Source organism: Streptomyces sp. Y1 (assembly GCF_041053115.1).
Lineage (GTDB): Bacteria > Actinomycetota > Actinomycetes > Streptomycetales > Streptomycetaceae > Kitasatospora > Kitasatospora rubellomurina.
Genome location: NZ_CP163445.1, coordinates 3,537,467 through 3,559,183 on the forward strand (window position 1 = coordinate 3,537,467; position 21,717 = coordinate 3,559,183).

Genomic DNA, 21,717 nt, shown 5'->3' on the forward strand with positions numbered 1-21,717 from the left:
CCCGCGCTGCGCTATGCCATCCTTTGCCCGTGGTTGGAGCCAATGTCCGGATGCGCGCCCTTCGCGCGCCGTCGGCGCCGCACGCCCGGGAACAGTGCGCCTGCGCACTCCCGCGCGCCCTGCCACACTACGGGGGCTGTCGTGGAGTCTGGGGTCCGTTGTGAGCGCCGAGGAACAGAACGACTACGGGTACGGCCTCGACTTCGGGGGCCCGTCCGGTAGTACGGCCGAAGGGTCCGCCGCGGGCCCCGGCGGTGCCGCCCACGCCCCCGGCGCCGCAGCCGGTCCGGGCGCCGGACACGTCCCCGACCAGGCCGGGATGCCCGACCGCGAGTCGCTGTCCGCCGCTCCGCTGCCGCCGGGCCGGGTGCCCGGCCAGGCCCCGGCCGGGCGCGGCGGCGTCGCCCCCGAGGCCTTCGTCGGCGGCGGCCGCCCCGTCCGCCCCACCGTGCCCGCCCCCGCCCACCCGGTGGACGGCGAGCGCCCGCCCGCCGACGCCGAGTTGACCGCCCGGGTCCGGGCCGGCGACGACACCGCGTACGAGGAGATCTACCGCCGGCACGCCGACTCGGTGCGCCGCTACGCGCGCACCTGCTGCCGGGACAGCTTCACCGCCGAGGACCTGGCCGGCGAGGTCTTCGCCCGCACCCTGCAGGCCCTCAGGGCGGGCAAGGGGCCGGACTTCGCCGTCCGCGCCTACCTGCTGACCGCCGTGCGCAACGTCGCCGCCGCCTGGCACCGCAGCGAGCGGCGCGAACAACTCGTCGACGACTTCTCGGTGTTCGCGCAGACCTCGGCCGCCGTCGCCGAGTTCGACCTGGCCGACCCCGGCGCCGACGCCTGGGCGATGGCCATGGCCGACCAGCGCATGGTGATGCAGGCCTACGCCGAACTCCCCGAGGACGACCGGGTGGTGCTCTGGCACACCGAGGTCGAGCGGGAGTCCCCGAAGACCGTCGCCGTGATGCTCGGCAAGACCGCCAACGCGACCGCCGTGCAGGCCCACCGGGCCCGCGACCGGCTCGCCGCCGGCTTCCTGCAGGCCCACGTCTCCGGCAGCCAGGACAGCTCCTGCGCGTCGTACGCCAACCGGCTCGGGGCGTACGCGCGCGGCTCGTTGCGCAAGCGGGCCTCGGCGGAGGTCGGCCGGCACCTCAAGGAGTGCGACCGCTGCACCGCGGCCTGCCTCGAACTGACCGAGATCAACACCGGACTGCGCGGGCTGCTGCCCGGCGGCGTGCTGGTCTGGATCGGCGTCGGCGGGGCCGGCGCGGCCGCGGCCGCCGTGGGCGGGGTCGCGGCGGTCGGCGGCGCGACGGTCGCGGCCGGTGCCAGTGCGGCCGGTGGCGGCGCGGCCTCCGGAAGCGGCGGGGCCGCCGCGGCGGCCGGCGAGGGCCTGGGCACCGCCGCGAAGGCGGGCATCGCCGCCGCGGTCGCGGTGGCCGCGGCCGCCGTCGCCGCGTACGCGCTGACCGGCTCCCCCGAGCCCGCGCCCCCGGTGGCCGCTCCCCCGGCCACCAGCGCGCCGGCCGCCCCCACCTCGGCTCCCCCCGCACCGCCGGCCCCGGCTCCGGCGCCCAGCAGCGCCGCCCCGGCCCCGGAGGCGCCCGCGCCGAGCAAGGCCCCGGCCCCGGCGCCGACACCCACCCCGGCGCCCTCGAAGGCGCCGAGGACCGCACCGCCCGTCCGGAACAGCCCGGCGCCCGCGCCCGCGCCGGTCGACGCGCCGACGCCGGTGCCCGAGCCGACCCTGCCGCCGGTGCCGACGCCCGCCATCCCGGACATCCCGGTGCCGACCGTCCCGACGATTCCGACCGTCCCGCCGGTCCCGACGCCCACCGTCGTGCCGCCGTCGCCGCCCGCGCCCAGCGACTTCTGGGCCGACGCGCTGCCGGTGCACAAGCCCGGCGGCCACCGGGAGCCGCCCAGCGGGCCGAGCATCCGGCAGAAGGGCAGCGACAGGTTCCAGCAGCGCGACGGCGCCTGGATCGGTGGCGAGTACCACCCGCACGCCGTCACCGTGCACGCGCCGGCGACCACCCTGATCGACCTCAACCGCAGCTGCACGTCCTTCGACGCCGTGGCCGGGGTGGACGACGCCACGCTCACGCCGGGCGGCGTGGTCTTCACCGTCCAGAGCGGCGACGGCAGCACCCTGTGGCGCTCCCCCGCGCTGAGCGAGGGCGACGAAGCGGTGCCGGTGCACGTGCCGCTGGCCGGGCAGACCTCGATCCGGCTGGTGGTCACGCCGGTGCACGGGATCTGGTCGGCGCTGAACATCGCGGACTGGGCCGAGGCCCGGTTCAGGTGCTCCTGAACCGGGCCTCGTGAAGGGGCGCGCGGATCAGATCGCGCAGGCGCCGTCCGCGCAGGCCTCGCCGGCCGGGGCGACCGGCTGCGGGGCCGGGCGGCGCTCGCCGATCTCGGCGGCGACCTGCTCCAGCACCTTGCGGAAGGTCTCGGCGTCCTGGGCGCCCTGGACCGCCCACTTGCCCTCGAACACGAAGGTCGGCACGGCGGTGATGCCCAGCTCGCGGGCCTCGGCCAGCTGGGCGTCGACCTCGGCGGCGCCCTCGTCGCCCGCCAGGTAGGCGGCCGCCCGCTCCCGGTCCAGACCGGCGGAGGCGGCGACCTCGGCCAGCGCGGCACGGTCGCCGACGTCGACGCCGTCGGTGAAGTGCGCCTTCAGCAGCGCCTCCTTCAGCCGGCCCTGCACCTCGGCGCCGTACTCGGTCTCGGCGAGGTGCAGCAGGCGGTGGCCCAGCAGGGTGTTGGCGTGCAGCGCGGCGTCGAAGTCGTACGTGATGCCCTCGGCGAGGCCCAGCTCGGCCACCCGGGCGTCCATCGCCACGGACTGCGGGCCGTAGCGCTCGGCCAGCCAGGCGCGGTGCGGGCTCGCCGTCTCCGGCGCGTCCGGGACCAGCTGGTACGGGCGGTAGACGACCTCGACGCCGTCCTTGCCCGGGAAGCCCGCCAGGGCCTGCTCGAAGCGGCGCTTGCCGACGTAGCACCACGGGCAGGCGATGTCGCTCCAGATCTCGACCTTCATGCGGGGTGGCTCCAGGGGGTTGCGGGGACAGGGGTGTCAGGGTGGGTGAACGGTGAACCATCTCGGGACATTCCCGGCACTCCCCGCGCCGCCGGACGCGTGCGGCGCGGCTGCGGGGGCCGGTCCGGCGGGGCGGGCCATGATGGCGGGGCCGCGGACCACGGGTGCGAGCGGCTTCGGCGGTAGGGGCGGTTTCGGTGGTGAGGAGGCTGTGCGGTGGCCGGTGTGAGCCCCGGGCGGGACGTGCCCGTCGTGCTGTCGGTGCTCGGGCGTCCGCCGGTCGGGCGGCCGCCGGGCGTGCTGGCGGCCTGCGACGGCTCGGACGGCTCGCTGTGGGCGCTGGACCGGGCGATGACGGAGGCGGAGCTGTTCGGGCTGCCGCTGTACGTGCTCGCCGTGGTGAACCCGGCCCCGGCCGGCTACCCGCCGGGGATGGCGGAGCTGGTGCAGGAGAGCGTGGAGACGCTGGTCGAGAGCATGGCGGACGGGCTGCGCCGCGCCGTCACCGCCGTGCAGCGGCAGCGGCCCCGCCCGTACGCCGGGGAGATGTCGCTGCACGTGGTGCTGGGCAACGTGATCGAGGTGCTGCTGGAGGCCTCGACCCGGCAGCACACGCTGGTGCTCGGCACCCGGGGCAACGGGGGCTACGCCCGGCTGCTGCTGGGGTCGGTGTCCTCGGCGGCCGTGCACCACGCGGCCTGCCCGGTGCTGGTCGTCCCGGCGCCGCCCGATCCGCGGGAGGCCGTCAGGGCGTGAGAGCGTGCTGCCGGGGTTGCGGGAGGCCGGTCCAGCAGGCGCCGTGCCGGCGGGCGCGCAGCCGGCGCAGCCAGAGCTCGGTGGAGACCAGTTCGGCCAGGCCGGCCAGGTCCGCCGGGGAGAGCGGGGTGTCGGGGTCGGCACCGTGGGCGAGCCGGGCGCGGACGGCGGGGAGGTCGATCAGGCCCGCCTCGGCGAGCAGGGGGGCGTCGAAGAGCTCGGCGAGGCCGTCCGCGGCGAGGCGCAGGCCCTCCCGGGCGGGGGCGGTGCGGTCGGGGCGGGGGCCGCGGCCCCAGTCGGGGGGCAGGTCGGTGCGGCCGGCGCCGGTGAGGACGGCGCGCAGCAGGGCGTGCCGGGCGCCGGGCTGGAGGCGGACGTCGTCCGGGAGCAGCCGGGCGGCGCGGACCACCTGGTTGTCGAGGAAGGGCGCGTGCAGGCGTTGGCCGGGTTGTTCGGCGGCGTGCACGAGCGTGCGGAAGGAGCGCGCCTGCCGGTAGAGGGCGTGCCGGGCCCGGTGCGCGCCCGGACGGTCCTCGGGCGCCGGTCGGCGCGCCGCCAGCCGCAGCCGGAGCGCGACCGAGGAGAGCGCCTCGTCGGAGAGCCAGCGGGCGGCCGGGCCGGGGACGCACCAGGCGAGGTCGACGGCCGAGCGGTGGCCCGCGGTGCCGGCGCCGTCCGGGACGTGCCGGGCGGTCAGCCGGGCGGCCGCCTCGTCCAGCGCCTCGGCGTAGCGGACCCGGGAGAGCCGGTGGGCGGCCCGGACCACGGTGAGCGGGGTGCGCAGCGCACCGGCCAGCACGCCCACGGCGGCCCGGTCGGCGCCGGCCAGCGCGGCGACCGGGGGCAGGAGTTCGCGCGGGCGGCCGGCCCGGAGCAGGTCGGCGAGCCGGGCCGGGTGGCCGTCCAGGACCTGGCGGGCGCCGTAGCCGGTGAGGTGGTCGGTGCCGCCGGCGTCGAAGCGGGCCTCGGCGCGGGCGGCGGCGACGAGTTCCGGGCCGGGCTCGTCGGTGAGCCGGCCGGCCTGCGGGTCGGCGCCCGGCCCGGCGTACGGGAGGGTGCCGGGGGCGGGGTCGAGGACGGTGTGCCGAAGCCGGGGGGTGTCGGGGGCGAGCGCGAGGACGGCCGGGGCGGCGGTCTCGCCGAGCGTGACGGCGGCCAACTGCTCGGGGGCGGACGGCTCCCGGGCGGCGGCGCGGGCCCAGGAGCCCTTCACCGCGCCGTTGCGGGCGCCGCCCCGGCCGCCGCCCGTCCGGGCCCCGGGCACGGCCGCCGTCGTCGCCGCCGGTGCGGTCGGCGGCAGCGGGACGGCGGCGGCGAGCAGGGCGACGGTCGCGGAGGCGGTGCCGTAGGAGAGGTCGACGCCGAGCCGGGCGCGGCCGTCCGGCCCCTGCGCGGGCACCGTGGTGCGGACCCGGGAGCGGACCGACTCCAGGAGGGCGCGTGTGAGTTCGCGGATCGCCGGGGCCTCGCCGCGGGCCTGGTCGGCGCCGGCCGTCTCGTCGTAGGCGTCCAGGTACGGGCGGCCGTCGCGGACGGCGAGCACGTGGCCGGGCGGCACCCGCTCGACGCCCAGGTACGGGGTGCCGGTGCCGAGCGCCTCCGGCGATTCCGGGCAGGCCAGCCGGGCGGCGAGGTGGCCGGTGTCCAGCCGGGCGCCGACCAGGTCGGCGAGCGGGAGGGCGGCGGTGGCGTAGGCGGTGCCGCCGGCCCACGGGGTGTGGAAGACCGGCTGGGCGCCGGCCAGGTCGGTGAGCAGCAGGGTGGAGCGGGTGCCGGTGCGCAGCACGACGGTGTGGCTGCCGGGCCAGGCGGTGAGGTGGCGGACGGCGCCGCCGCGGGCGGCGGCGAGGCCGGCGGCGAGTTCGGCGTCGGTGGCGCCGCAGTGGCCGAGGACGGCGAGCCGGGAGGTGGCGGGGGTGTCCTCGACCTGGTCGGGGGCGGTGGGGCCGGTGGTGACGGTGGCGGGGGCGCCGGGGCGGAGGGTGACCAGGCGGATCTCCTCGGGGCGCCAGTCGCCCACCGCCCAGAGCGGGTTGGGCCCGCCCCACAGGGGGCGCGCGGCGATCGGCGCGACCGCCGCGAGGGCTTCGCGCGCCGGTGTGCCCGCCCGGGATGTGCCCGTGCTCCAGCCCGTCAGCCACCGCATCGCGCCTCCACCGGACGAGGACCTGCATCCGTGCGGCGCGTCCGGGCGCGGGGCGGCCGGGTCGGGTGCCGTGGCCGGGCGCACGCGTGTCCTGGTGTGCCCGCCGGCGCTCCGGCGCGCCGTCAGTCTGGGGACATCGTGCCATCGCCGGGCACGGCTGGGGCCGGTGTTACCGGTTCCGGTTCCGCGTCGGGCCGCTCGGCGGGGCCGCAGCGGGGCCGTGGGGGGTGGTGGGGGAAGGGCGGGCCGGGCCTTCCCCTCCCGGGCCCGGACCGCCGAGGGACTGCCTTGGCATGGGCATCGCGAGATGGCCGAAAGGCGTCGCCCAGCCCGGGAGGGCATCCGCATGCCCTCCCGGACCTCGCCGCCGCCCGCGGGGATTGAGACGGCGGCGTCCCCCGGCCCGCCGGGTCCTCGACGGCGGGCCGACCCACGACCACCAGCGAACTGCCGACCAGCCGGTCGGGCCAGGGGGCACGGCCGGGCGCACATCGACACGGGACCGGAGCACGGCGCTCCGGCGCGTGGCACTTTCGGCCGGAAACAGGCGGTCCGGACCAACTCCCGCGCCGCCGCGGCGGGGTGGCCCGGGCACGCGATCCCGCCATCCGGAATGCGACCTCTTAACCCTCGGAACGCGTCCGACTACGCTAGGTACAGCAGCTACGGCCCGGTGCCGCCCGGGCCCCGCGCACAAGGCCGCAGGAGGTGCCGCCGCCACCATGACCGTCAGCCCGCGTGGACCGAACGAACGGCTCGGCACGCTCCTGTCCCTCGCCCAGATCAGCAACGCCGGCCTGGCCCGCCGGGTCAACGACCTGGGCGCCCAGCGCGGGTTGACCCTGCGCTACGACAAGACCTCGGTGGCCCGCTGGGTCAGCAAGGGCATGGTCCCGCAGGGGCCCGTCCCGCACCTGATCGCCACCGCGATCGGCGGCAAGCTCGGCCGCCCGGTGCCGCTGGAGGAGATCGGCCTCGGCGACACCGACCCGGCGCCCGAACTCGGCCTGGCCTTCCCGCGCGAGGTCGCCGACGCCGTCCGTTCCGCCACCGACCTGTGGCGGGTCGACCTCGACCTGCGCCGCGGCCCCGGCGGCGGGCGCTGGAGCGACAGCCTGGCCGGCACCTTCTCGGTCGCCGCCTACGCGACGCCCGTCTCCCGCTGGCTGATCACGCCCGCGGACGGCTCGGTGGCCCGCGAGGTGCCGCGCGCGGCCAGCGAGGCGGCCTCCTACCGGGTCGGCCACTCGGACGCCGCCAAGCTCCGCGAGGCCGCCCAGGAGGCCCGCCGCTGGGACTCCAAGTACGGCGGCGGGGACTGGCGTTCGTCGATGGTGCCGGAGTGCCTGCGGGTGGAGGCGGCGCCGCTGCTGCTCGCCTCGTACAGCGACGCGGTCGGCCGGGCGCTGTTCGGCGCGACCGCCGAACTGACCAGACTGGCCGGGTGGATGGCCTTCGACACCGGGCAGCACGAGGCCGCCCAGCGCTACTACATCCAGGCCCTGCGGCTCGCCCGGGCCGCCGCCGACGTGCCGCTCGGCGGCTACGTGCTGGCCTCGATGAGCCTGCAGGCCGGCTACCGGGGCTTCGCCGAGGAGGCCGTCGACCTCGCGCAGGCCGCCCTGGAGCGCAACCGGGGCCTGGCCACCGCCCGCACCATGAGCTTCTTCCACCTGGTGGAGGCCCGGGCCCAGGCCAAGGCCCGCAATGCCGCGGCGTGTGCGACGGCGCTCGGCGCGGCGGAGAGCGCACTCGAACGGGCGCGCGCCGGGGATCCCGACCCGGCCTGGATCGACTTCTACGCCTACGACCGGCTCGCCGCCGACGCCGCCGAGTGCTTCCGCGACCTCGGAGTGCCCTCCAAGGTCCGGCAGTTCACCCGCGAGGCGCTGGCCAAGCCCACCGAGGGCTACGTCCGCTCGCACGGCCTGCGGCTGGTGGTCTCGGCGATGGCCGAGGCCGAGGCCGGCGACCTGGACGCCGCCGTCGCCGCGGGCGAGCGCGCCGTCGAGGTCGCCGGGCGGATCTCCTCGCAGCGCAGCCGCGAGTACGTGGTGGAGATGCTGCGGCGGCTGGAGCCCTTCCAGGGCGAGCGCCGGGTCCGGGAGTTGACGGAACGGGCGCGGGCGGTGATCGTCGCGCCGGCGTGAGGGAGCACGCCGCGCGAGGGGCGCACCCGCCCCGGCGCGAGGGGCGCGGGTTCGGCGGTAATTCGGGTGCGCCCGCGAGAGGGGCCTGGCTAAGGTCTCTCTCGTCCAGGTGCGCAGGCGGAGGTTACTTCCACTCTTCATGGGCGGGTCGCGGGTTCGAATCCCGTCATCGGCTTCGGGCCGGTGTAGCTCAGTTCGGTAGAGCAGCTTCGTCACCTCAGCCGACCTCGAACTCTGGACGCCTACACGTGAATAGAGACATCTGAACAAGATGTCCGCACCTCCCGGTGCGAAGGCAGCGGTTACTTCCCGGTAAAGGCGTCGGAAACGGCGCCCGCGGTTCAAGCCCGCAACGCGGTTGAGCGCGCCATGCGATCAACCGCGCAGACACCGCCGCCACTCTTGATCTCGGGAGGCATCGCGCTTCGGTGTGCCCGGTGCGCAGGCGGGGGTTACTTCGGATCTTGCGGTTCCGGGTTCAAATCCCGGGCGGCCGTGCGCGAGTGCGGCCGGTAGCTCAATTCGGAAGAGCACAAGGCATATACCTCCACCGACGCCGGCCGTTCGACGACGGCCGGCACGATCTCGGGCACCCTCAGCCGCCGCATGCCTCCCTCCCGACGAAACCCGCAGGCCGAGGGGGGCTGCATCATGTCCAGGTTCAACATCCGCAAGACCAAGGCGAACCCGCTCTCGCCGGTGGCCACCACCGGTCGGCGCACCACCAACCACAACGGCGGCACCGGCTTCGTCCGGGACGAGAAGTCCGAACTCTTCCTGCTCGCCGTGGCCAACATGGTGGGCCAGGACACCTTCCACGAGCAGGGCGGCGCGCGCGACGACCGCTACACCGCGCTCGTCCGCGGGCTCGCCGTCAGCGATCCCGAGTGGACGCTCGCGCTGCTGCGCTGGCTGCGCGGCGACGGGCAGTTGCGCACGGCCGCGCTGGTCGGCGCCGCCGAGTTCACCCGCGCCCGGCTGGCCGCGGGCGCCCACGGGTACTCCCGGCAGGCCGTCGACGCGGTGCTGCAGCGCCCCGACGAGCCCGGCGAACTGCTCGCGTACTGGACGTCCCGCTACGGCCGTTCCCTGCCCAAGCCGCTCAAGCGCGGTGTCGCGGACGCCGTCCGCCGCCTCTACAACGCCCGCTCGCTGCTCAAGTACGACACCGCCGGGAAGGGTTACCGCTTCGGCGACGTGATCGAACTGACCCACCCCTCGCCGGACCCGGCCAAGCCCTGGCAGGGCCCGCTGTTCCAGTACGCGCTGGACCGCCGGCACCGGCCGGAGGAGGCCGTGCCGCCCGCGTCCGACCGGGTGCTGACCGCCAACCGCGAGCTCCTCGCGCTGCCGGTCGACGGGCGCCGGCCCGCCGTCGTCGCCGAGGGCGGCGCCGAGCGGCTCTCCGCCGCGGGCCTGACCTGGGAGGCGCTGGCCGGCTGGCTGCAGGGGCCGCTGGACGCGGCGGTCTGGGAGGCCGTCATCCCGTCCATGGGCCCGATGGCGCTGGTGCGGAACCTGCGCAACTTCGACCGGGCCGGGGTGTCGGACGCCGTCGCGGCCTCGGTCGCCCGGCGGATCTCCGACCCGGACGAGGTGCGGCGCTCGCGCCAGTTCCCGTTCCGCTACCTCGCGGCGTACCGGCACGCGCCCTCGCTCCGGTGGGGGCACGCGCTGGAGACGGCGCTCGCCCACTCGCTCGCCAACGTGCCCGAGCTGCCCGGCCGGACGCTGATCCTGGTCGACCGCTCCGGCTCGATGTTCGACCGGCCCAGCGCGCAGACCCAGCTCAACCGGGCCGACTCGGCGGCGATCTTCGGCACCGCGCTGAAGGTCCGGGCGGCGGAGGCGGACCTGGTCGAGTTCGGCACCAGCAGCAAGGTGATCGAGGTCGGCCGCGGGGAGGCGGTGCTGCGGGTGCTGGAACGCTTCTCCAGCCTCGGCGGCACCAACACCGCCGCCGCCGTCCGCGGCCACTACCGGGGGCACGACCGGGTCGTCATCGTCACCGACGAACAGACCGGCCCGGGCTCCTACGGCTCCGATCCTCTCGCCGCCGTTCCGGCCCACGTGCCCGTCTACACCTGGAACCTGGCCGGCTACGCCGCCGGCCACGGCTCCAGCGGCGGCGCCAACCGGCACACCTTCGGCGGCCTGACCGACGCGGCGTTCCGGCTGATACCGCTGCTGGAGGCCGGGGCGAACGCCGGCTGGCCCTGGGAGGCCTGAGGCCTGAGCGAGGGGGGCGGTGGCGCGCCGGGTCCGGGGGGCCGGCGCGCCACCGCTGGTGCGGCCGGGCCGTGGGAGCCCGGCGCGCGCTGTCGGGCCGGGCGGGCAGGAATGCCACCGGCGCACGCCCCGGAACCCGGCGCGCCGCTGTCGCGAGACCGGCGGCCGGACCGGCAGGAAGACCGGCGGGGAAAACCGGCAGGGAAGACCGGCGGGGAAAACCGGCAGGGAAGACCGGCGGAGAAGACCGGCCTCAGCACCACGGACGGGCCCGGCACGACCGCACCCGGCCGCTCGGCGGAGCCTTCGCGGGCCGACCGCCGCGCGGTGCGGAGGCCGTGCCGAGGCGCTCTGGACCGCCATCGGGCGCCGTGGCAGCATCGGCCGCACATGCGGTCGGATGCGAGGAGCGCGGCGATGGCGGACGAGTTCGATGTCGCGGTGGTCGGCGGAGGGATCGTCGGACTGGCCACCGCCCACGCGTTGACGACGGCACGACCGGGCCTGCGGGTGGCGGTGCTGGAGAAAGAGAGCGGCTTCGCCGCGCACCAGACCGGGCGCAACAGCGGGGTGATCCACAGCGGCATCTACTACCGCCCCGGCTCGTACAAGGCCCGGTTCGCCGTCGAGGGCGCGGCGGAGCTGGTGGCGTTCTGCCGGGAGCAGGGCCTCCCGTACGAGGTGACCGGCAAGCTGATCGTGGCCACGGGCGCCGCCGAACTGCCCCGGCTGGCGGCGCTGGCCGAGCGCGGCCGGGCGAACGGCATCCCGGTCACCGAGCTGGACCGGGACGGCATCGCGCAGTACGAGCCGAACGTCTCCGGCCTGGCCGGACTGCACGTCGGCACCACCGGCATCTGCGACTACCCGGCCGTCGCGACCGCGTACGGCCGGCTGGCCCGGGAGGCGGGCGCCGAACTGCGCCCCGGCGGCGAGGTGCTGAGCGTGGCCCGGCGCCGGGACGGGGTGACCATCGGCACCGCCACGGGCGAGCTGCGCTGCGGGGTGCTGGTGAACTGCGCCGGCCTGCACAGCGACCGGATCGCCCGGATGACCGGGGACGACACCGGGGTGCTGATCCTGCCGTTCCGCGGCGAGTACTACGAACTGACCGAGGACCGGCGGAAGTTGGTGCAAGGCCTGGTCTACCCGGTGCCCGACCCGGCCTTCCCCTTCCTCGGCGTGCACCTCACCCGGGGCATCCACGGGGACGTCCACGTCGGCCCGAACGCGGTGCCGGCGGCGGCCCGCGAGGGGTACGGCTGGGGCGTCGTCCGCCCGCGCGACGTGGCCGAGACGCTCGCCTTCCCGGGGACCTGGCGGATCCTGCGGCGGCACTGGCGCTACGAGGTCGGCGAGTTGCACCGCTCGCTGTCCAAGCGGGCGTTCACCACCGCCGTGCAGCGCCTGCTGCCGGCCGTCACCGCGGCGGACCTGGTGCCGGCCGCCGCCGGGGTGCGGGCCCAGGCGGTGGCCCGGGACGGCTCGCTGCTGGACGACTTCGTCTTCGCCGGCTTCGACCCGGCGGACCGGCGCTCCCCGCGCCGGGCGGTGCACGTGCTGAACGCCCCCTCCCCCGCCGCGACGGCCTCGCTGCCGATCGGCCGCGAGGTGGCCCGCCGGGCGCTGGCCGCACTGGAGGCGGGCGGCTGAGAGGCGGGCGGCCGAGAGCGCGGCCGGCGCCGGACTCCCCCGGATGAGCCGCGTCACAGGCCCTGCGGGGGAACGGCGGCGGCCCCGTAGACTCGGGTGATTGTGACTGCCACCGCCCCGATCCCCCAGCAATCGCCGTCCGCCCGGATGTCGGCCGCGCCGGCCGCGTACCCCGCGCCGATGTACCCGCACAAGGCCACCGAGGCCCAGCACCGCGAGCGGCGCATCCGCAGCTTCCAGCCGCGCCGGGGCCGGATGACCAACGCCCAGGCGGGCGCCCTGGACCGGAGCTGGGAGAGGTACGGCATCCCGATCGACGGCAGCCCGCTGGACCTGGCGGAGCTGTTCGGCGGCCTGCCGGTGACCCTGGAGATCGGCTTCGGCATGGGCGAGACCACCGCCGCGATGGCCGCCGCCGACCCGTCGACCGGCATCCTCGCCGCCGACGTGCACACCCCGGGCCACGGCAACCTGCTCGGGATGCTGGAGCGCGACGGTTCGCAGAACGTGCGGCTGGCCGCCGGCGACGCCGTCATCCTGCTGCGCGACATGCTGCCGGACGCCTCGCTGGCCGGACTGCGGGTCTACTTCGCCGACCCGTGGCCCAAGCCCAAGCACCACAAGCGCCGGCTGATCCAGCCCGCCTTCCTCGACCTGGTGCTGCCCCGGCTGGCCCCCGGCGCCCTGGTGCACTGCGCCACCGACTGGGAGCACTACGCCGAGCAGATGCTGGCGGTGCTGTCCGCCTCGCCGGAGCTGGAGAACCTGCACCCCGAGGGCGACGGGACGGGCTGGCTGGAGCCGGCCGACCACCCGGAGGGCAGCGTCCCCGGCTACGCGCCGCGCCCGGACTGGCGGCCGGTCACCAAGTTCGAGCGGGCCGGCATCGCCAAGGGCCACGTGGTGCACGACCTGCTGTTCCGCCGCCGCTGACCCGGCCGGGCGGGCGGCCGGCCGCCCGCTGAACCACCGGCCGCCGTTCGAACGCACGACCGCCCGCCGACCGGGTGTCGTTGCCCCGGACGGCCCAGTGGTCATGACCCGGACGGACGATTCGTCCCGAGTCCTCCCGGCGGGCCGCCCCCGTGGCCTACCCTGAGCCGCATGGGCAGCCCGTCCGGCGGCGGGCTCCGGACCACCGACCCGGCCCCCGCTGACGCACCGCACACGGCCCCGCGCACCGGAGGCACCCGGACCATCCCGGGGCCCCGGGGGCGCCGGGCCCACCGGCTGCTGCCCCGGCCGGGCGCCGCACCGCCGCCCGCCGGCCCGCCGCCCCGGCGGGGCCGCTCCCCGGCGCTCACCTCGGTCACCGCGACCACCGCGCTGACCCTGGCCGGCTGCGGGGTGCTGATCCTGCACCTGGTGCAGCGGCAGACCGGCACGCTCGGGCTGGTCGTGGGCCTCGCCCTGGCGATGGTGCCGGTGCCGTTCGTGCTCGGCGGCCTGGCCTGGCTCAACCTGACCGCGCGGGTGCCGCTGCGGCACACCGTGTTCTGCCTCGGCTGGGGCGCCTTCGCGGCCACCACCGTCGCCATCCTCGCCAACAACTGGACGGCCAGTCACCTGGCCAACCACCAGGGCCCGCTCGGCGAGCTGCTGGGCGCCGGGATGGCCACCCCGATGATCGAGGAAGTCGCCAAGGCCACCGCGCTGTTCGTGCTGCTGCTCCCGCTCGGCCAGCGGCTGCGCTGCCACGGCCGCCGCACCGGCCGCCCCTGCGCGCCCCTGCTGCACCGGCCGCCCGCCCCGCGCCGCACCCGCCCGTACGGGCACCGCGCGGCCGGCCCGCACGCCCGCGAGAAGCTGCGGCTGCGCCCGTACCTGCGGCCGCTGCCGTACCTGCGCCCCGCCCCGCCGTCCGGCGACGGGGCGCACCGCCGCTCCCGGCCGCGCACGCTGGCCGCCGGGGTGGTGCTCGGCGGGATGACGGCCTGCGGCTTCGCCTTCACCGAGAACGCCCTCTACCTGGGCCGGGCCTTCACCAACGACCAGCGGCAGCGGCTGGACAGCATCGGCCTCGGCACCCGGCCGAGCATCCGGGACTTCGACGGCACCGTGCAGACCTTCGTGCTGCGCGCCCTGCTCTCGCCCTTCGCCCACCCGCTGTTCACCGCGCTCACCGGGATCGGCCTGGCCGTCGCGCTGACCACCGGGCGGCGCTGGCTGGCCCGGCTCGCCGTGCCGGCCGGGCTGCTGCTGGCGACGGCGCTGCACGGCGCCTGGAACGCGGCCGCCGACCTCGGGACGGACGGCTTCCTGGTGGTGTACGCGGCGCTGATGGTGCCGTGCTTCGGGGCGCTGGTCGGCTTCGCGGCCTGGACGAGGTCGCGGGCCGCCCGGCCCGCCGGGCGGCGCGGGCGGCGGCCCGTGGAACCCCGGACGGGCACGCCCCGGGAGGCGGTCTGAGGAACCGATTTCCCATCCCGGCGACTTCCACGTATTGTTGTGTTCACCGACGCGGGGTGGAGCAGCTCGGTAGCTCGCTGGGCTCATAACCCAGAGGTCGCAGGTTCAAATCCTGTCCCCGCTACTCAGTAGCCGGAAGACCCGGAGGACTCGTCCTCCGGGTCTTCCGCGTTTCCGGGTGCGGGGAGAGCACGTTCCTGCCACGAAGCTGTAACAGGGGCCGAATCCAAGATCGGCTGTCCGGGACCTCCCGCATACTGCTGAGGAAAAACTCGTCCAGTTGGGGGCACGACAAGACCGTGCCCTGGATAAGGAACCACCTCATGCTGTCGAAGCGCCTGGTCAGCACCGCCGCGATCTGCCTCGTCCTGGGGGCCGGCACGGCCGCCTGCGGCGACAACAAGGACGGCGACAAGGCCGCCGCGCCCGCCGCCGCCGGTACGACCGCTGCCGCCGCGCCGACCTCCGCCGCGGCGACCCCCGCCGGCGAGAAGCTGGACACCGACAAGCTGTCCGCCCAGGAGATCAAGCAGAAGGCCAAGGACGCCCTGGCCGCCGCCACCTCCGTCAAGTTCGCCGGCACCATGGTCGACGAGGACGGCAAGATGGAGATCAACCTGGCCATGGACAACACGGGCAAGTGCACCGGCAGCATGACGATGCCGGGCTCGGGCAAGGTCGACATCCTGCGCGACGGCAAGACCTCCTACATGAAGGGCGACGCCCAGTTCTGGACCTCCGTGGGCGGCCCGAACGGCGCCCAGGTCGCCGAGCTCCTCAAGGGCCGCTACGTGATGGGCTTCGACAACGACCCGCAGATGGCCGGGTTCCTCTCCCTCTGCAACCTCGCCGATTTCAGCAAGCAGATCGTCGAGGGCGGCGACAAGGCCGGCGGCGCGCCCGAGAAGGGTGCCGCCGGCACCACCAACGGCGTGCCGACCTTCAGCCTCAAGGTCACCAACTCGAAGGGCGAGAAGGGCACCATCTTCGTCGCCACCCAGGGCAAGCCCTACCCGGTGGAGATCCAGACGGAGCCGAGCAAGGACGGCCAGACCAAGATCGACTTCACCGACTACGACAAGCCGGTCACCGTCCAGACCCCGCCGGCCGACCAGACCATGGACTTCAGCAAGTTCAAGGACCAGATGAAGAAGGCCTGATCCGCTCCGGACACCGGGCGCGGATAAATCCGTTGCCCCCTCCCGCAGTGGCTGCCTATCGTGGCAGCACACTGAAAGGAGGTGATCCTGAGTTGAGTTCCATCAGGATGCGTGAGGTGGCTGCTCGCTAGAGCCGCCCCTGCCTGCGCAGGGTGAGGCCCCTGGCCTCCGGCAGGCGAAATCCATAGCAGTCACCCGGCCCGCGGGCTCACCGGTACATCCCCGGTGCCTCGGCGCCTGGCCAGTGCACGGGCCGGCGCGAGGAGCAGCCCGCGGGCTGTCTGCTGTTCCGGACCGTTTGTGCGGCGGTTGTCCGGGCATCCCGTGGGGGACCGTGGGCGGCGCTAGAGTCGGCGCGGACACAGGGGGTGTGCGGTGGCGAAGGCGCGGCGGCAGGGCGGGGCGGCGGCCCTGCGGACGGCGAAGTGGGCGGCGGCCGGGGTGCTGGCCGGAACGGGACTGCTCGGGCTGGTGCTGTTCGCACTCGGCCGGGAGCGGGCCTGGCAGGCGCTCGGCGGCGGGCTGGTGGTGGCCGGGGCCTCGGCGGTGCTCGGCGGCGCGCTGGGCTTCCTGTTCGGGGTGCCCCGGGTGCGCGGCGGCTCCGGCGGTTCCGGCGAGCCGCAGGGCTCGTACGCGCCGAACACCAATCTGGAGCAGGTGTCGGACTGGCTGACCAAGGTGCTGCTCGGCGTCGGGCTGACCCAGCTCGGCTCGCTGGGCGAGCGGCTGCACCAGCTCGGCACGGCGCTGGCGCCCGTGCTCGGCGGGGACGACGCGGCGGTGCCGTTCGGGGCCGCCCTGGTGCTGTACTTCCTGGTGCTCGGCTTCCTGGCCGGCTGGCTGGTGACCAGGCTGGCCCTGCCGCGGGTGCTGACCAGCGCCGACGACCAGGCGCTCGACCTCTTCCTCGCCGGCCAGGACCGCGACCGGCACGGCGACAAGGTGGGCGCCGACGACCTGCGGGTCCGGGCCATGCAGCAGCTCGGCGTGCTGGGCGGCAGCGCGGAGCAGCCCGCCGCGCTGGCCGGCCAGCTGCCGCCCTCGGCCGGGTCGCCGGCCGGGCCGGACGGCGTGGTGGCCGAGGTGCGGGCGACGGCGAAGCGGTCGGCGCTGACCGCCGAGCAGGTGCGGGACCTGTTCGCGGACGGCTCCGAGGGCCGGCGGATCCAGGCGCTGGCCCTGATGCAGGGCGATCCGGCGCTGGCCGACCTCACCAGCCTGCTGGACGCGATCGAGCACCCGCGCTCGGACTTCGAGCAGTACCACGCGCTGCTGGCCGCCCGCGGGCTGCTCTCCCGGCTGCCCGCCGACGAGGCCCGGCGGCTGCGGGACGCGGTGGCCGGGCGGCTGGTGGACCCGGCGGGCATCCCGTACGGGTCGGACCGCAGCTGGCTGGCGGAGAAGATCCTCTCCCGGCTGCAGACCGCGGCACCGTCCGTCCCGGCCCAGCCGGGGCCGCCCGACGCCCCGGCGAACGTCTAGGGCCTGGAACGGCGGCGGTGGTCGGCCGCGCGCAGCACCAGGAGGCGGCGGGTGCGGCCGTCCTCGGGGCGGGGGAAGCGGCGGATCTCGCTGGCGATCCGGCGCTCGCCGAGCGCGTGGCGCAGCGCGTCGAGGTGGCCGCAGCGCCGGCCGTACCCGTCGTGCAGTGGCTGGACGCGCACCTCGCCGGCCGGGGAGGTGACCCGGACCAGCTCGGTCAGTGCGGCCAACTGGAGCTCGGGGCCGAAGAGTTCGGGGTAGGCGAAGAGCAGGTAGCCGCTCAGGGTGAGGGCGAAGGCGCCGTCCGCGAACGGCAGCCGGGGCAGGGCGGCGGCCACGTACTGCTCCGGGTGGAGGGCCGAGTCGGCGGCGAACAGTCGGCGGGCGCGGTCCCAGCTGCGCAGGTAACGCTCGGGGCGGCGGCCGGGCCGCGGGTAGAGCTGCGGGCGGGCGGCCATCGCCGCGGCCATCGACGCCCGGGCGGCCAGCGCGTGCGCCGCGACCACGGGCGGCGGCAGCGCGTAGGCCGGGTCGACGGCGATCACCCGGCAGCCCAGCTCGCGCGCCTCGGCGGCCAGGCCGGCGGCGCCGCCGGGGCAGTCCAGCAGCGGGCCGGGCAGGGCGGCGAGGCGGGCCCGGGTGAGGTCGAACAGGCCGCAGTACTCGTCCAGCGGCCGGGAGGTGACCAGGACGTCCGGGCCCGGCGGGCCACCGGCGGGGTCGGGGTCGGTCACCCGGCCATCGGAACACGGGCCGCCCCGGCCCGCATCCCGGGGTGCGGGGGGCGGGGCGGGGCGGAGCGGAGCGGGGAGCCGTGGCTCAGCGGCCGAGCAGGCCCCGGGCGGCGGCCCGGTCGACGTTGGTCAGGCCGCGCACCAGCTGCGCGGTGAGGAACACGATCACCAGCCCGATCGCGGAGAACCCGGCGATCTGCGCCGGCGACTGGACGTAGTAGGCGTAGTGGTCGGCGCCGTCGTGGAAGTCGACGATCCGGTACCCGGGCCAGTGGACGAAGGTCGGGAAGACCCAGTGGTAGACCGGGTACAGCGCCATCGCCCAGCCGAGCAGTAGGAAGGTCAGCGTCACGGAGAAGCGGAAGACGGCCCACGGGAACATCAGCACCTGGTGCAGCACGGCCTTCCAGCCCGCCACGTCCGCGAGCCGCGCGGTGACCCCGCCCCACAGGCCCGGTCGGGTCTGCCGCACCGGCGCCGGGCCCGGCACGTCCACGGCGAGCAGGCTGCGCACCCGGGCCCGCTCCAGCCGGCCGAAGCCGCGGGCGGTGCTGGTCAGCGCGGCCAGGACGGGCAGGCCGAGGCAGGTGACGAGGGTGCCGAGGCCGACGCTGAACAGCGTGACGCCGAGGACGAAGCCCGCGATCGCCACCGGCAGGCCGGTGAGGGCGTAGCCGACCTCGCGGTAGTAGTGCGCGGAGAACGGCGCCCGCCAGAAGGGCGGCGGCTCCTCGGTGCGGCGAGCCCGGGCGGGGCTCCGGCCGTGGTCGTACGCGTCGTGGGCGTACGCGTCGCGGTCGTACGCGTCGCGGTCGTACGCGTCGTGGCCCCCGTCCCCGTCCCCGTCCAGGACGTTCCACGCGCGGTCCTGCGTGCTGCTGCTCATCCCGGCCCCCGGCCCCTCGTTCTCGCGGTCGTTCGCATTCGTTTGACGTTCCACAGTCTGGCCGGGCGGGGGGCCGGGGGACCATCGGGAGGCCTGGCGGATCGGGGGTGGGGTTAACCCCCGGCCGTGCCCTCGGCCGGGGCCGCGGCGCCCGGCGGGGGCCACTCGTCGGCGAGCAGCGCGTACTGCTGCGAGTCCGACCAGACGCCGTCCCGGTACACGTCGTGCCGCACCCGGCCCTCCAGCTGGAAGCCGAGCCGGGTGAGCACCCGGGCGGAGGCCCGGTTGTCCACGTCGGTCAGGGCGACCAGCCGGTGCACGCCGAGCGGGCCGAAGGCGAGGCCGCAGAGCAGCCCGGCCAGCTCGCCCGCGTAGCCGCGGCCCCACGCGTCGCGGCGCAGCGCGTAGCCGAGGTGGGCGCTGCGGCGCGGGCCGAGCGTGAGCGAGCCCTGGCCGATCAGGGTCGCGCGGGCCGGGTCGGCGGCGTCGACGTCGGTGCCAGCTCCTGCGTCGGCTTCGCCCGTCGCGTCGGCGCGCAGGGTGACGGCGAGCCGGTAGACCCGGCGTGGCTCGGCCATCGCCTCGTCCAGGCAGAGTTCCAGCTGGTCGGCGCAGGTGTCCGGGTCGCGCGGCCCGAACGGCAGGTGGCGGGTGACCTCCGGGTCGCCGAACACGGCGTGCAGCGCCGCCACTTCCTCCGGGGTGTGGTGGTGCTCGCGGATGGCCAGCCGGGGGCCGGTGAGTCGTACGGGGACCATGGCTGCCGACCCTACCGGCGCCCGGCGGCTACCGTTCGGAGCATGAACGACGAAGACCTGCGGCTCGCCCCGCGCACCAGGGCCGCCGACCTGCTCGCCTGGGCGGCCGAGCAGGACCGCGCGCCGGTGGCCGAGGCGCCGCTGCGCGCGGTGCTGGCGCTGCTGGAGCTCGGCGAGGGCAGGATGCACGACGGCTGGCCCGAGCTGACCTCGAACGCGGTGGAGCAGCTGCTGTACGAACGCCTCCACCTGTACGTCCAACCCGCGCCGGAGGAGGACCCGCTCGCGTACGGCGACGCCGTCCGGCTGCTGGTCGACCACCAGCGGGCGGCGAAGCGGCTCAACGCCAAACGCCAGGAGCGGCTGCACGCCGAGGCCGAGTGGCAGGGCGAGGTCGCGGCCGGGCTGCTGCGCCGCGCCGACCTGGTGACCTGGCCGCGGCTGCACGCGCTGCTGATGCACGCGCACGGCGTGGACGTCGCCGACCCGGCGGCGGTGCGGGCGTGGCTGGCCGGCTACGCGGCGCTGTCGGAGGAGAAGCGGCTGGCCGGGTACGAGGCGCTGGCGGCGACCGGGTGGCTGGACGAGCTCGACGAGCGCGGCTGGGGCCCGGCCCGGGTGCTGTCGGTGGGCATGGCCACCGATGGCGCGCGGCGGCTGCTGGAGCACGGCCTGATGCGGCGCAGCTACCGCAACCTGGCCGAGCTGAACGCGCTGGGGCGGCCGATGCCGGACGAACTGGCCGGGGACTTCGGGTCGTTCGAGGAGGCGGCGGCCGAGGCGGCGCTCGACCTGTCCGGGGAGTGGACGGTGCCGGGGCTGCCGCGGCTGCTGGTCGAGGAGTTCCCGGAGCTGGCGCCGGAGCCGGGGCCGGAGGAGATCGAGGCGTACCTGGCGCAGCTGCCGGCGGAGTGAGGACGCCCGGAGGAGCATCCGGGTGAGAACGCGGAAGGGCCCCGGCGGTGGAACGCGCTTCCACCGCCGGGGCCCTTCCGCACGAGCGCACGGGCCTCACGGCCTCACGGCCTCAGGGGCTTCAGGGGCTTCACGGGCCTCAGGGGTTGAGGCCGCGCTGCTGGAGCCAGGGCTCCGGGTCGACCGGGGCGCCGCCGCCCGGGCGGACCTCCAGGTGCAGGTGCGGGCCGGTGACGTTGCCGGTGGCACCGACCTTGCCGATCTGCTGGCCGGCGGTGACCTGGCCGGAGCCCTTGATGATCGAGGAGAGGTGGCAGTACCAGATCTCGGTGCCGTCCGGCAGGGTCTCGACGATCCGGTAGCCGTACGAGCCGGACCAGCCGGCCGAGGTGATGGTGCCCTGGCCGACCGCCATCACCGGGGTGCCGGTGTCGGCGGCGAAGTCCAGGCCGGTGTGCAGGTGGGCCCAGTAGCGGGCGCTCTGCCCGTAGTGGGCGGAGAGCCGGTAGTCGGCGACCGGCAGGGTGAGGGCGGCGGCCTTGGCGCGCTCGGCCTCCTCGGCGGCGCGCTTGGCCTCGGCCTCCTTGGCGGCGGCCTTGGCCTCGGCCTCCTTGGCGGCCTGCAGGCGGGCGCTCTCCTCGGCGGCGGTGCGCTGGCTGTCGGCCTGCTGCTGGATGCGGGCGGCGAGCGCGAGGCCCGGGTCGGCGGAGAGCACGACCGGGGTCTCGTCGGGGGCCTCGATGGCGGGGGCGGCGGCCGGGGTGGCGGAGGCGAATCCGGTGGCGCCCAGGGTGGCGGCGACGGCGGTGACGCCGAGCAGCGGGGAGGCGCCGCGGGTCTGACGGGGCAGCCGGTGGCGGTTGGTCTCGACCTCGGTACCGAAGGCCTCCGGGCCGTCCGGACCGTCCGGACCGGCGGAGCCGGCCGGGCCGTCCTGGCCGGGGTGGTCGAGCAGCTGGGTGCCGGTTGCGGGTCCGGCCGGGTGGGCCGGGGTGTGCGTCGACGCCACGGAGGCGCGCTCCTTTCCTTCCCTCGCGCCTACCGGGTTAGCTGACGGGTTCGGAGCAGGAAGGTCTCCTACGGCCGGGCCGGGGCCCCGCCGATTCACCCCAAGGAACGTGGTTCCCCGGCTCCCTGGCCTGCCCGGAGGCCGGCCGGCGGGATTAGGCGACGCGCACGGTGCCGTCTGGGTACGGCGTTGACGACCGCGCTGCGTTATCAGACGTTAATCCTAGGGAGCTCTGATTCCAAGCCGTCCGCCCGGGACGAACGGGGACGGACCCGTCAACTGGTGCTTCCCGCCGGGGTTCTCCTCCTCTTGGTGCAGGTGGCGGGCCCGACCCGTCGCGGCGGCCCGCCGGAGCGGGACGGCCCGGCACCCGAGGTGCCC

Annotated in this window: 16 protein-coding genes, 1 tRNA gene and 1 riboswitch; of the genes, 11 read left to right on the plus strand and 6 right to left on the minus strand. The window is 76.3% G+C overall.

The window, feature by feature from the left end; genetic code table 11:
* The first annotated feature begins 319 nt into the window (after positions 1-319).
* Complete coding sequence (locus tag AB2U05_RS14915) at positions 320-2,317, plus strand: sigma-70 family RNA polymerase sigma factor (protein WP_369183439.1); 1,998 nt, start codon at positions 320-322, stop codon at positions 2,315-2,317.
* A gap of 27 nt (positions 2,318-2,344) precedes the next feature.
* Here the strand turns inward: AB2U05_RS14915 and AB2U05_RS14920 are convergent, their stop codons facing one another.
* A complete protein-coding gene (locus AB2U05_RS14920) occupies positions 2,345-3,049 on the minus strand; it encodes a DsbA family oxidoreductase (RefSeq protein ID WP_045705639.1) in 705 nt (234 codons plus the stop codon).
* Between the two features lie 216 nt (positions 3,050-3,265).
* On the opposite strand from AB2U05_RS14920, the gene AB2U05_RS14925 reads away from it, so the two are divergent.
* Entirely contained in the window at positions 3,266-3,805 is a 540-nt protein-coding gene (locus AB2U05_RS14925; protein ID WP_052706462.1) for a universal stress protein, read from the plus strand.
* On the opposite strand, the gene AB2U05_RS14930 is transcribed toward AB2U05_RS14925, so the two are convergent.
* Positions 3,795-5,951 carry an asparagine synthase-related protein gene (locus tag AB2U05_RS14930; RefSeq protein WP_369183440.1) on the minus strand — a complete coding sequence of 719 codons (2,157 nt, stop codon included), beginning with the start codon at positions 5,949-5,951 and terminating at the stop codon, positions 3,795-3,797. The two genes, AB2U05_RS14925 and AB2U05_RS14930, sit on opposite strands and share 11 nt — an antisense overlap.
* Before the next feature lie 722 nt (positions 5,952-6,673).
* Between AB2U05_RS14930 and AB2U05_RS14935 the strand changes: the two genes are divergently transcribed.
* From AB2U05_RS14935 to AB2U05_RS14970, 8 genes are all read left to right on the plus strand, one after another.
* Complete coding sequence (locus tag AB2U05_RS14935) at positions 6,674-8,101, plus strand: hypothetical protein (protein WP_045701795.1); 1,428 nt, start codon at positions 6,674-6,676, stop codon at positions 8,099-8,101.
* 651 nt (positions 8,102-8,752) lie between these two features.
* Positions 8,753-10,330 carry a TROVE domain-containing protein gene (locus AB2U05_RS14940; RefSeq protein ID WP_369183441.1) on the plus strand — a complete coding sequence of 526 codons (1,578 nt, stop codon included), beginning with the start codon at positions 8,753-8,755 and terminating at the stop codon, positions 10,328-10,330.
* A gap of 417 nt (positions 10,331-10,747) precedes the next feature.
* Entirely contained in the window at positions 10,748-11,983 is a 1,236-nt protein-coding gene (lhgO, locus tag AB2U05_RS14945) for an L-2-hydroxyglutarate oxidase (RefSeq protein ID WP_369183442.1), read from the plus strand.
* A gap of 102 nt (positions 11,984-12,085) precedes the next feature.
* Positions 12,086-12,916, plus strand: a complete 831-nt coding sequence (gene trmB / locus AB2U05_RS14950) for a tRNA (guanosine(46)-N7)-methyltransferase TrmB (protein ID WP_045701787.1) — start codon at positions 12,086-12,088, stop codon at positions 12,914-12,916.
* A gap of 171 nt (positions 12,917-13,087) precedes the next feature.
* A complete protein-coding gene (locus tag AB2U05_RS14955; RefSeq protein ID WP_369183443.1) occupies positions 13,088-14,392 on the plus strand; it encodes a PrsW family intramembrane metalloprotease in 1,305 nt (434 codons plus the stop codon).
* Between the two features lie 50 nt (positions 14,393-14,442).
* Positions 14,443-14,516 (plus strand) — tRNA-Met (locus AB2U05_RS14960).
* 199 nt (positions 14,517-14,715) lie between these two features.
* The gene (locus AB2U05_RS14965; protein ID WP_045701785.1) at positions 14,716-15,552 is read left to right on the plus strand and encodes a hypothetical protein; all 837 of its coding nucleotides are present in this window, start codon (positions 14,716-14,718) and stop codon (positions 15,550-15,552) included.
* A 375-nt stretch (positions 15,553-15,927) separates the two neighbouring features.
* Positions 15,928-17,034, plus strand: a complete 1,107-nt coding sequence (locus AB2U05_RS14970; RefSeq protein WP_045701783.1) for a hypothetical protein — start codon at positions 15,928-15,930, stop codon at positions 17,032-17,034.
* Here the strand turns inward: AB2U05_RS14970 and AB2U05_RS14975 are convergent.
* The 3 genes from AB2U05_RS14975 to AB2U05_RS14985 form a co-directional block, all read right to left on the minus strand.
* A complete protein-coding gene (locus AB2U05_RS14975) occupies positions 17,031-17,768 on the minus strand; it encodes a hypothetical protein (protein ID WP_052706464.1) in 738 nt (245 codons plus the stop codon). The genes AB2U05_RS14970 and AB2U05_RS14975 overlap by 4 nt on opposite strands.
* An 85-nt stretch (positions 17,769-17,853) precedes the next feature.
* Positions 17,854-18,654 carry a sensor domain-containing protein gene (locus AB2U05_RS14980; RefSeq protein ID WP_369183444.1) on the minus strand — a complete coding sequence of 267 codons (801 nt, stop codon included), beginning with the start codon at positions 18,652-18,654 and terminating at the stop codon, positions 17,854-17,856.
* A gap of 113 nt (positions 18,655-18,767) precedes the next feature.
* Entirely contained in the window at positions 18,768-19,412 is a 645-nt protein-coding gene (locus AB2U05_RS14985; RefSeq protein ID WP_369183445.1) for a GNAT family N-acetyltransferase, read from the minus strand.
* A gap of 42 nt (positions 19,413-19,454) precedes the next feature.
* On the opposite strand from AB2U05_RS14985, the gene AB2U05_RS14990 reads away from it, so the two are divergent.
* Positions 19,455-20,327, plus strand: coding sequence for a hypothetical protein (locus AB2U05_RS14990; protein WP_045701781.1), 873 nt, complete (start codon positions 19,455-19,457; stop codon positions 20,325-20,327).
* Between the two features lie 139 nt (positions 20,328-20,466).
* On the opposite strand, the gene AB2U05_RS14995 is transcribed toward AB2U05_RS14990, so the two are convergent.
* Positions 20,467-21,336 (minus strand): M23 family metallopeptidase, encoded by an 870-nt coding sequence (locus tag AB2U05_RS14995; protein ID WP_052707621.1) that lies wholly within the window; start codon positions 21,334-21,336, stop codon positions 20,467-20,469.
* A 12-nt stretch (positions 21,337-21,348) separates the two neighbouring features.
* Positions 21,349-21,507: riboswitch (cyclic di-AMP (ydaO/yuaA leader) on the minus strand.
* Between the last annotated feature and the right edge of the window lie 210 nt (positions 21,508-21,717).

What these genes read in the sequence shown, in the direction of transcription:
- AB2U05_RS14935 (WP_045701795.1), top strand. Translation starts at nt 6,674, where the DNA reads ATGACCGTCAGCCCGCGTGGACCGAACGAACGGCTCGGCACGCTCCTG.
- AB2U05_RS14955 (WP_369183443.1), top strand. Translation starts at nt 13,088, where the DNA reads ATGGGCAGCCCGTCCGGCGGCGGGCTCCGGACCACCGACCCGGCCCCC.
- AB2U05_RS14980 (WP_369183444.1), bottom strand. Translation starts at nt 18,654, where the DNA reads ATGAGCAGCAGCACGCAGGACCGCGCGTGGAACGTCCTGGACGGGGAC.
- AB2U05_RS14915 (WP_369183439.1), top strand. Translation starts at nt 320, where the DNA reads ATGCCCGACCGCGAGTCGCTGTCCGCCGCTCCGCTGCCGCCGGGCCGG.
- AB2U05_RS14985 (WP_369183445.1), bottom strand. Translation starts at nt 19,412, where the DNA reads ATGGTCCCCGTACGACTCACCGGCCCCCGGCTGGCCATCCGCGAGCAC.
- AB2U05_RS14990 (WP_045701781.1), top strand. Translation starts at nt 19,455, where the DNA reads ATGAACGACGAAGACCTGCGGCTCGCCCCGCGCACCAGGGCCGCCGAC.
- AB2U05_RS14965 (WP_045701785.1), top strand. Translation starts at nt 14,716, where the DNA reads ATGCTGTCGAAGCGCCTGGTCAGCACCGCCGCGATCTGCCTCGTCCTG.
- AB2U05_RS14930 (WP_369183440.1), bottom strand. Translation starts at nt 5,951, where the DNA reads ATGCGGTGGCTGACGGGCTGGAGCACGGGCACATCCCGGGCGGGCACA.
- lhgO (WP_369183442.1), top strand. Translation starts at nt 10,748, where the DNA reads ATGGCGGACGAGTTCGATGTCGCGGTGGTCGGCGGAGGGATCGTCGGA.
- AB2U05_RS14940 (WP_369183441.1), top strand. Translation starts at nt 8,753, where the DNA reads ATGTCCAGGTTCAACATCCGCAAGACCAAGGCGAACCCGCTCTCGCCG.
- AB2U05_RS14920 (WP_045705639.1), bottom strand. Translation starts at nt 3,049, where the DNA reads ATGAAGGTCGAGATCTGGAGCGACATCGCCTGCCCGTGGTGCTACGTC.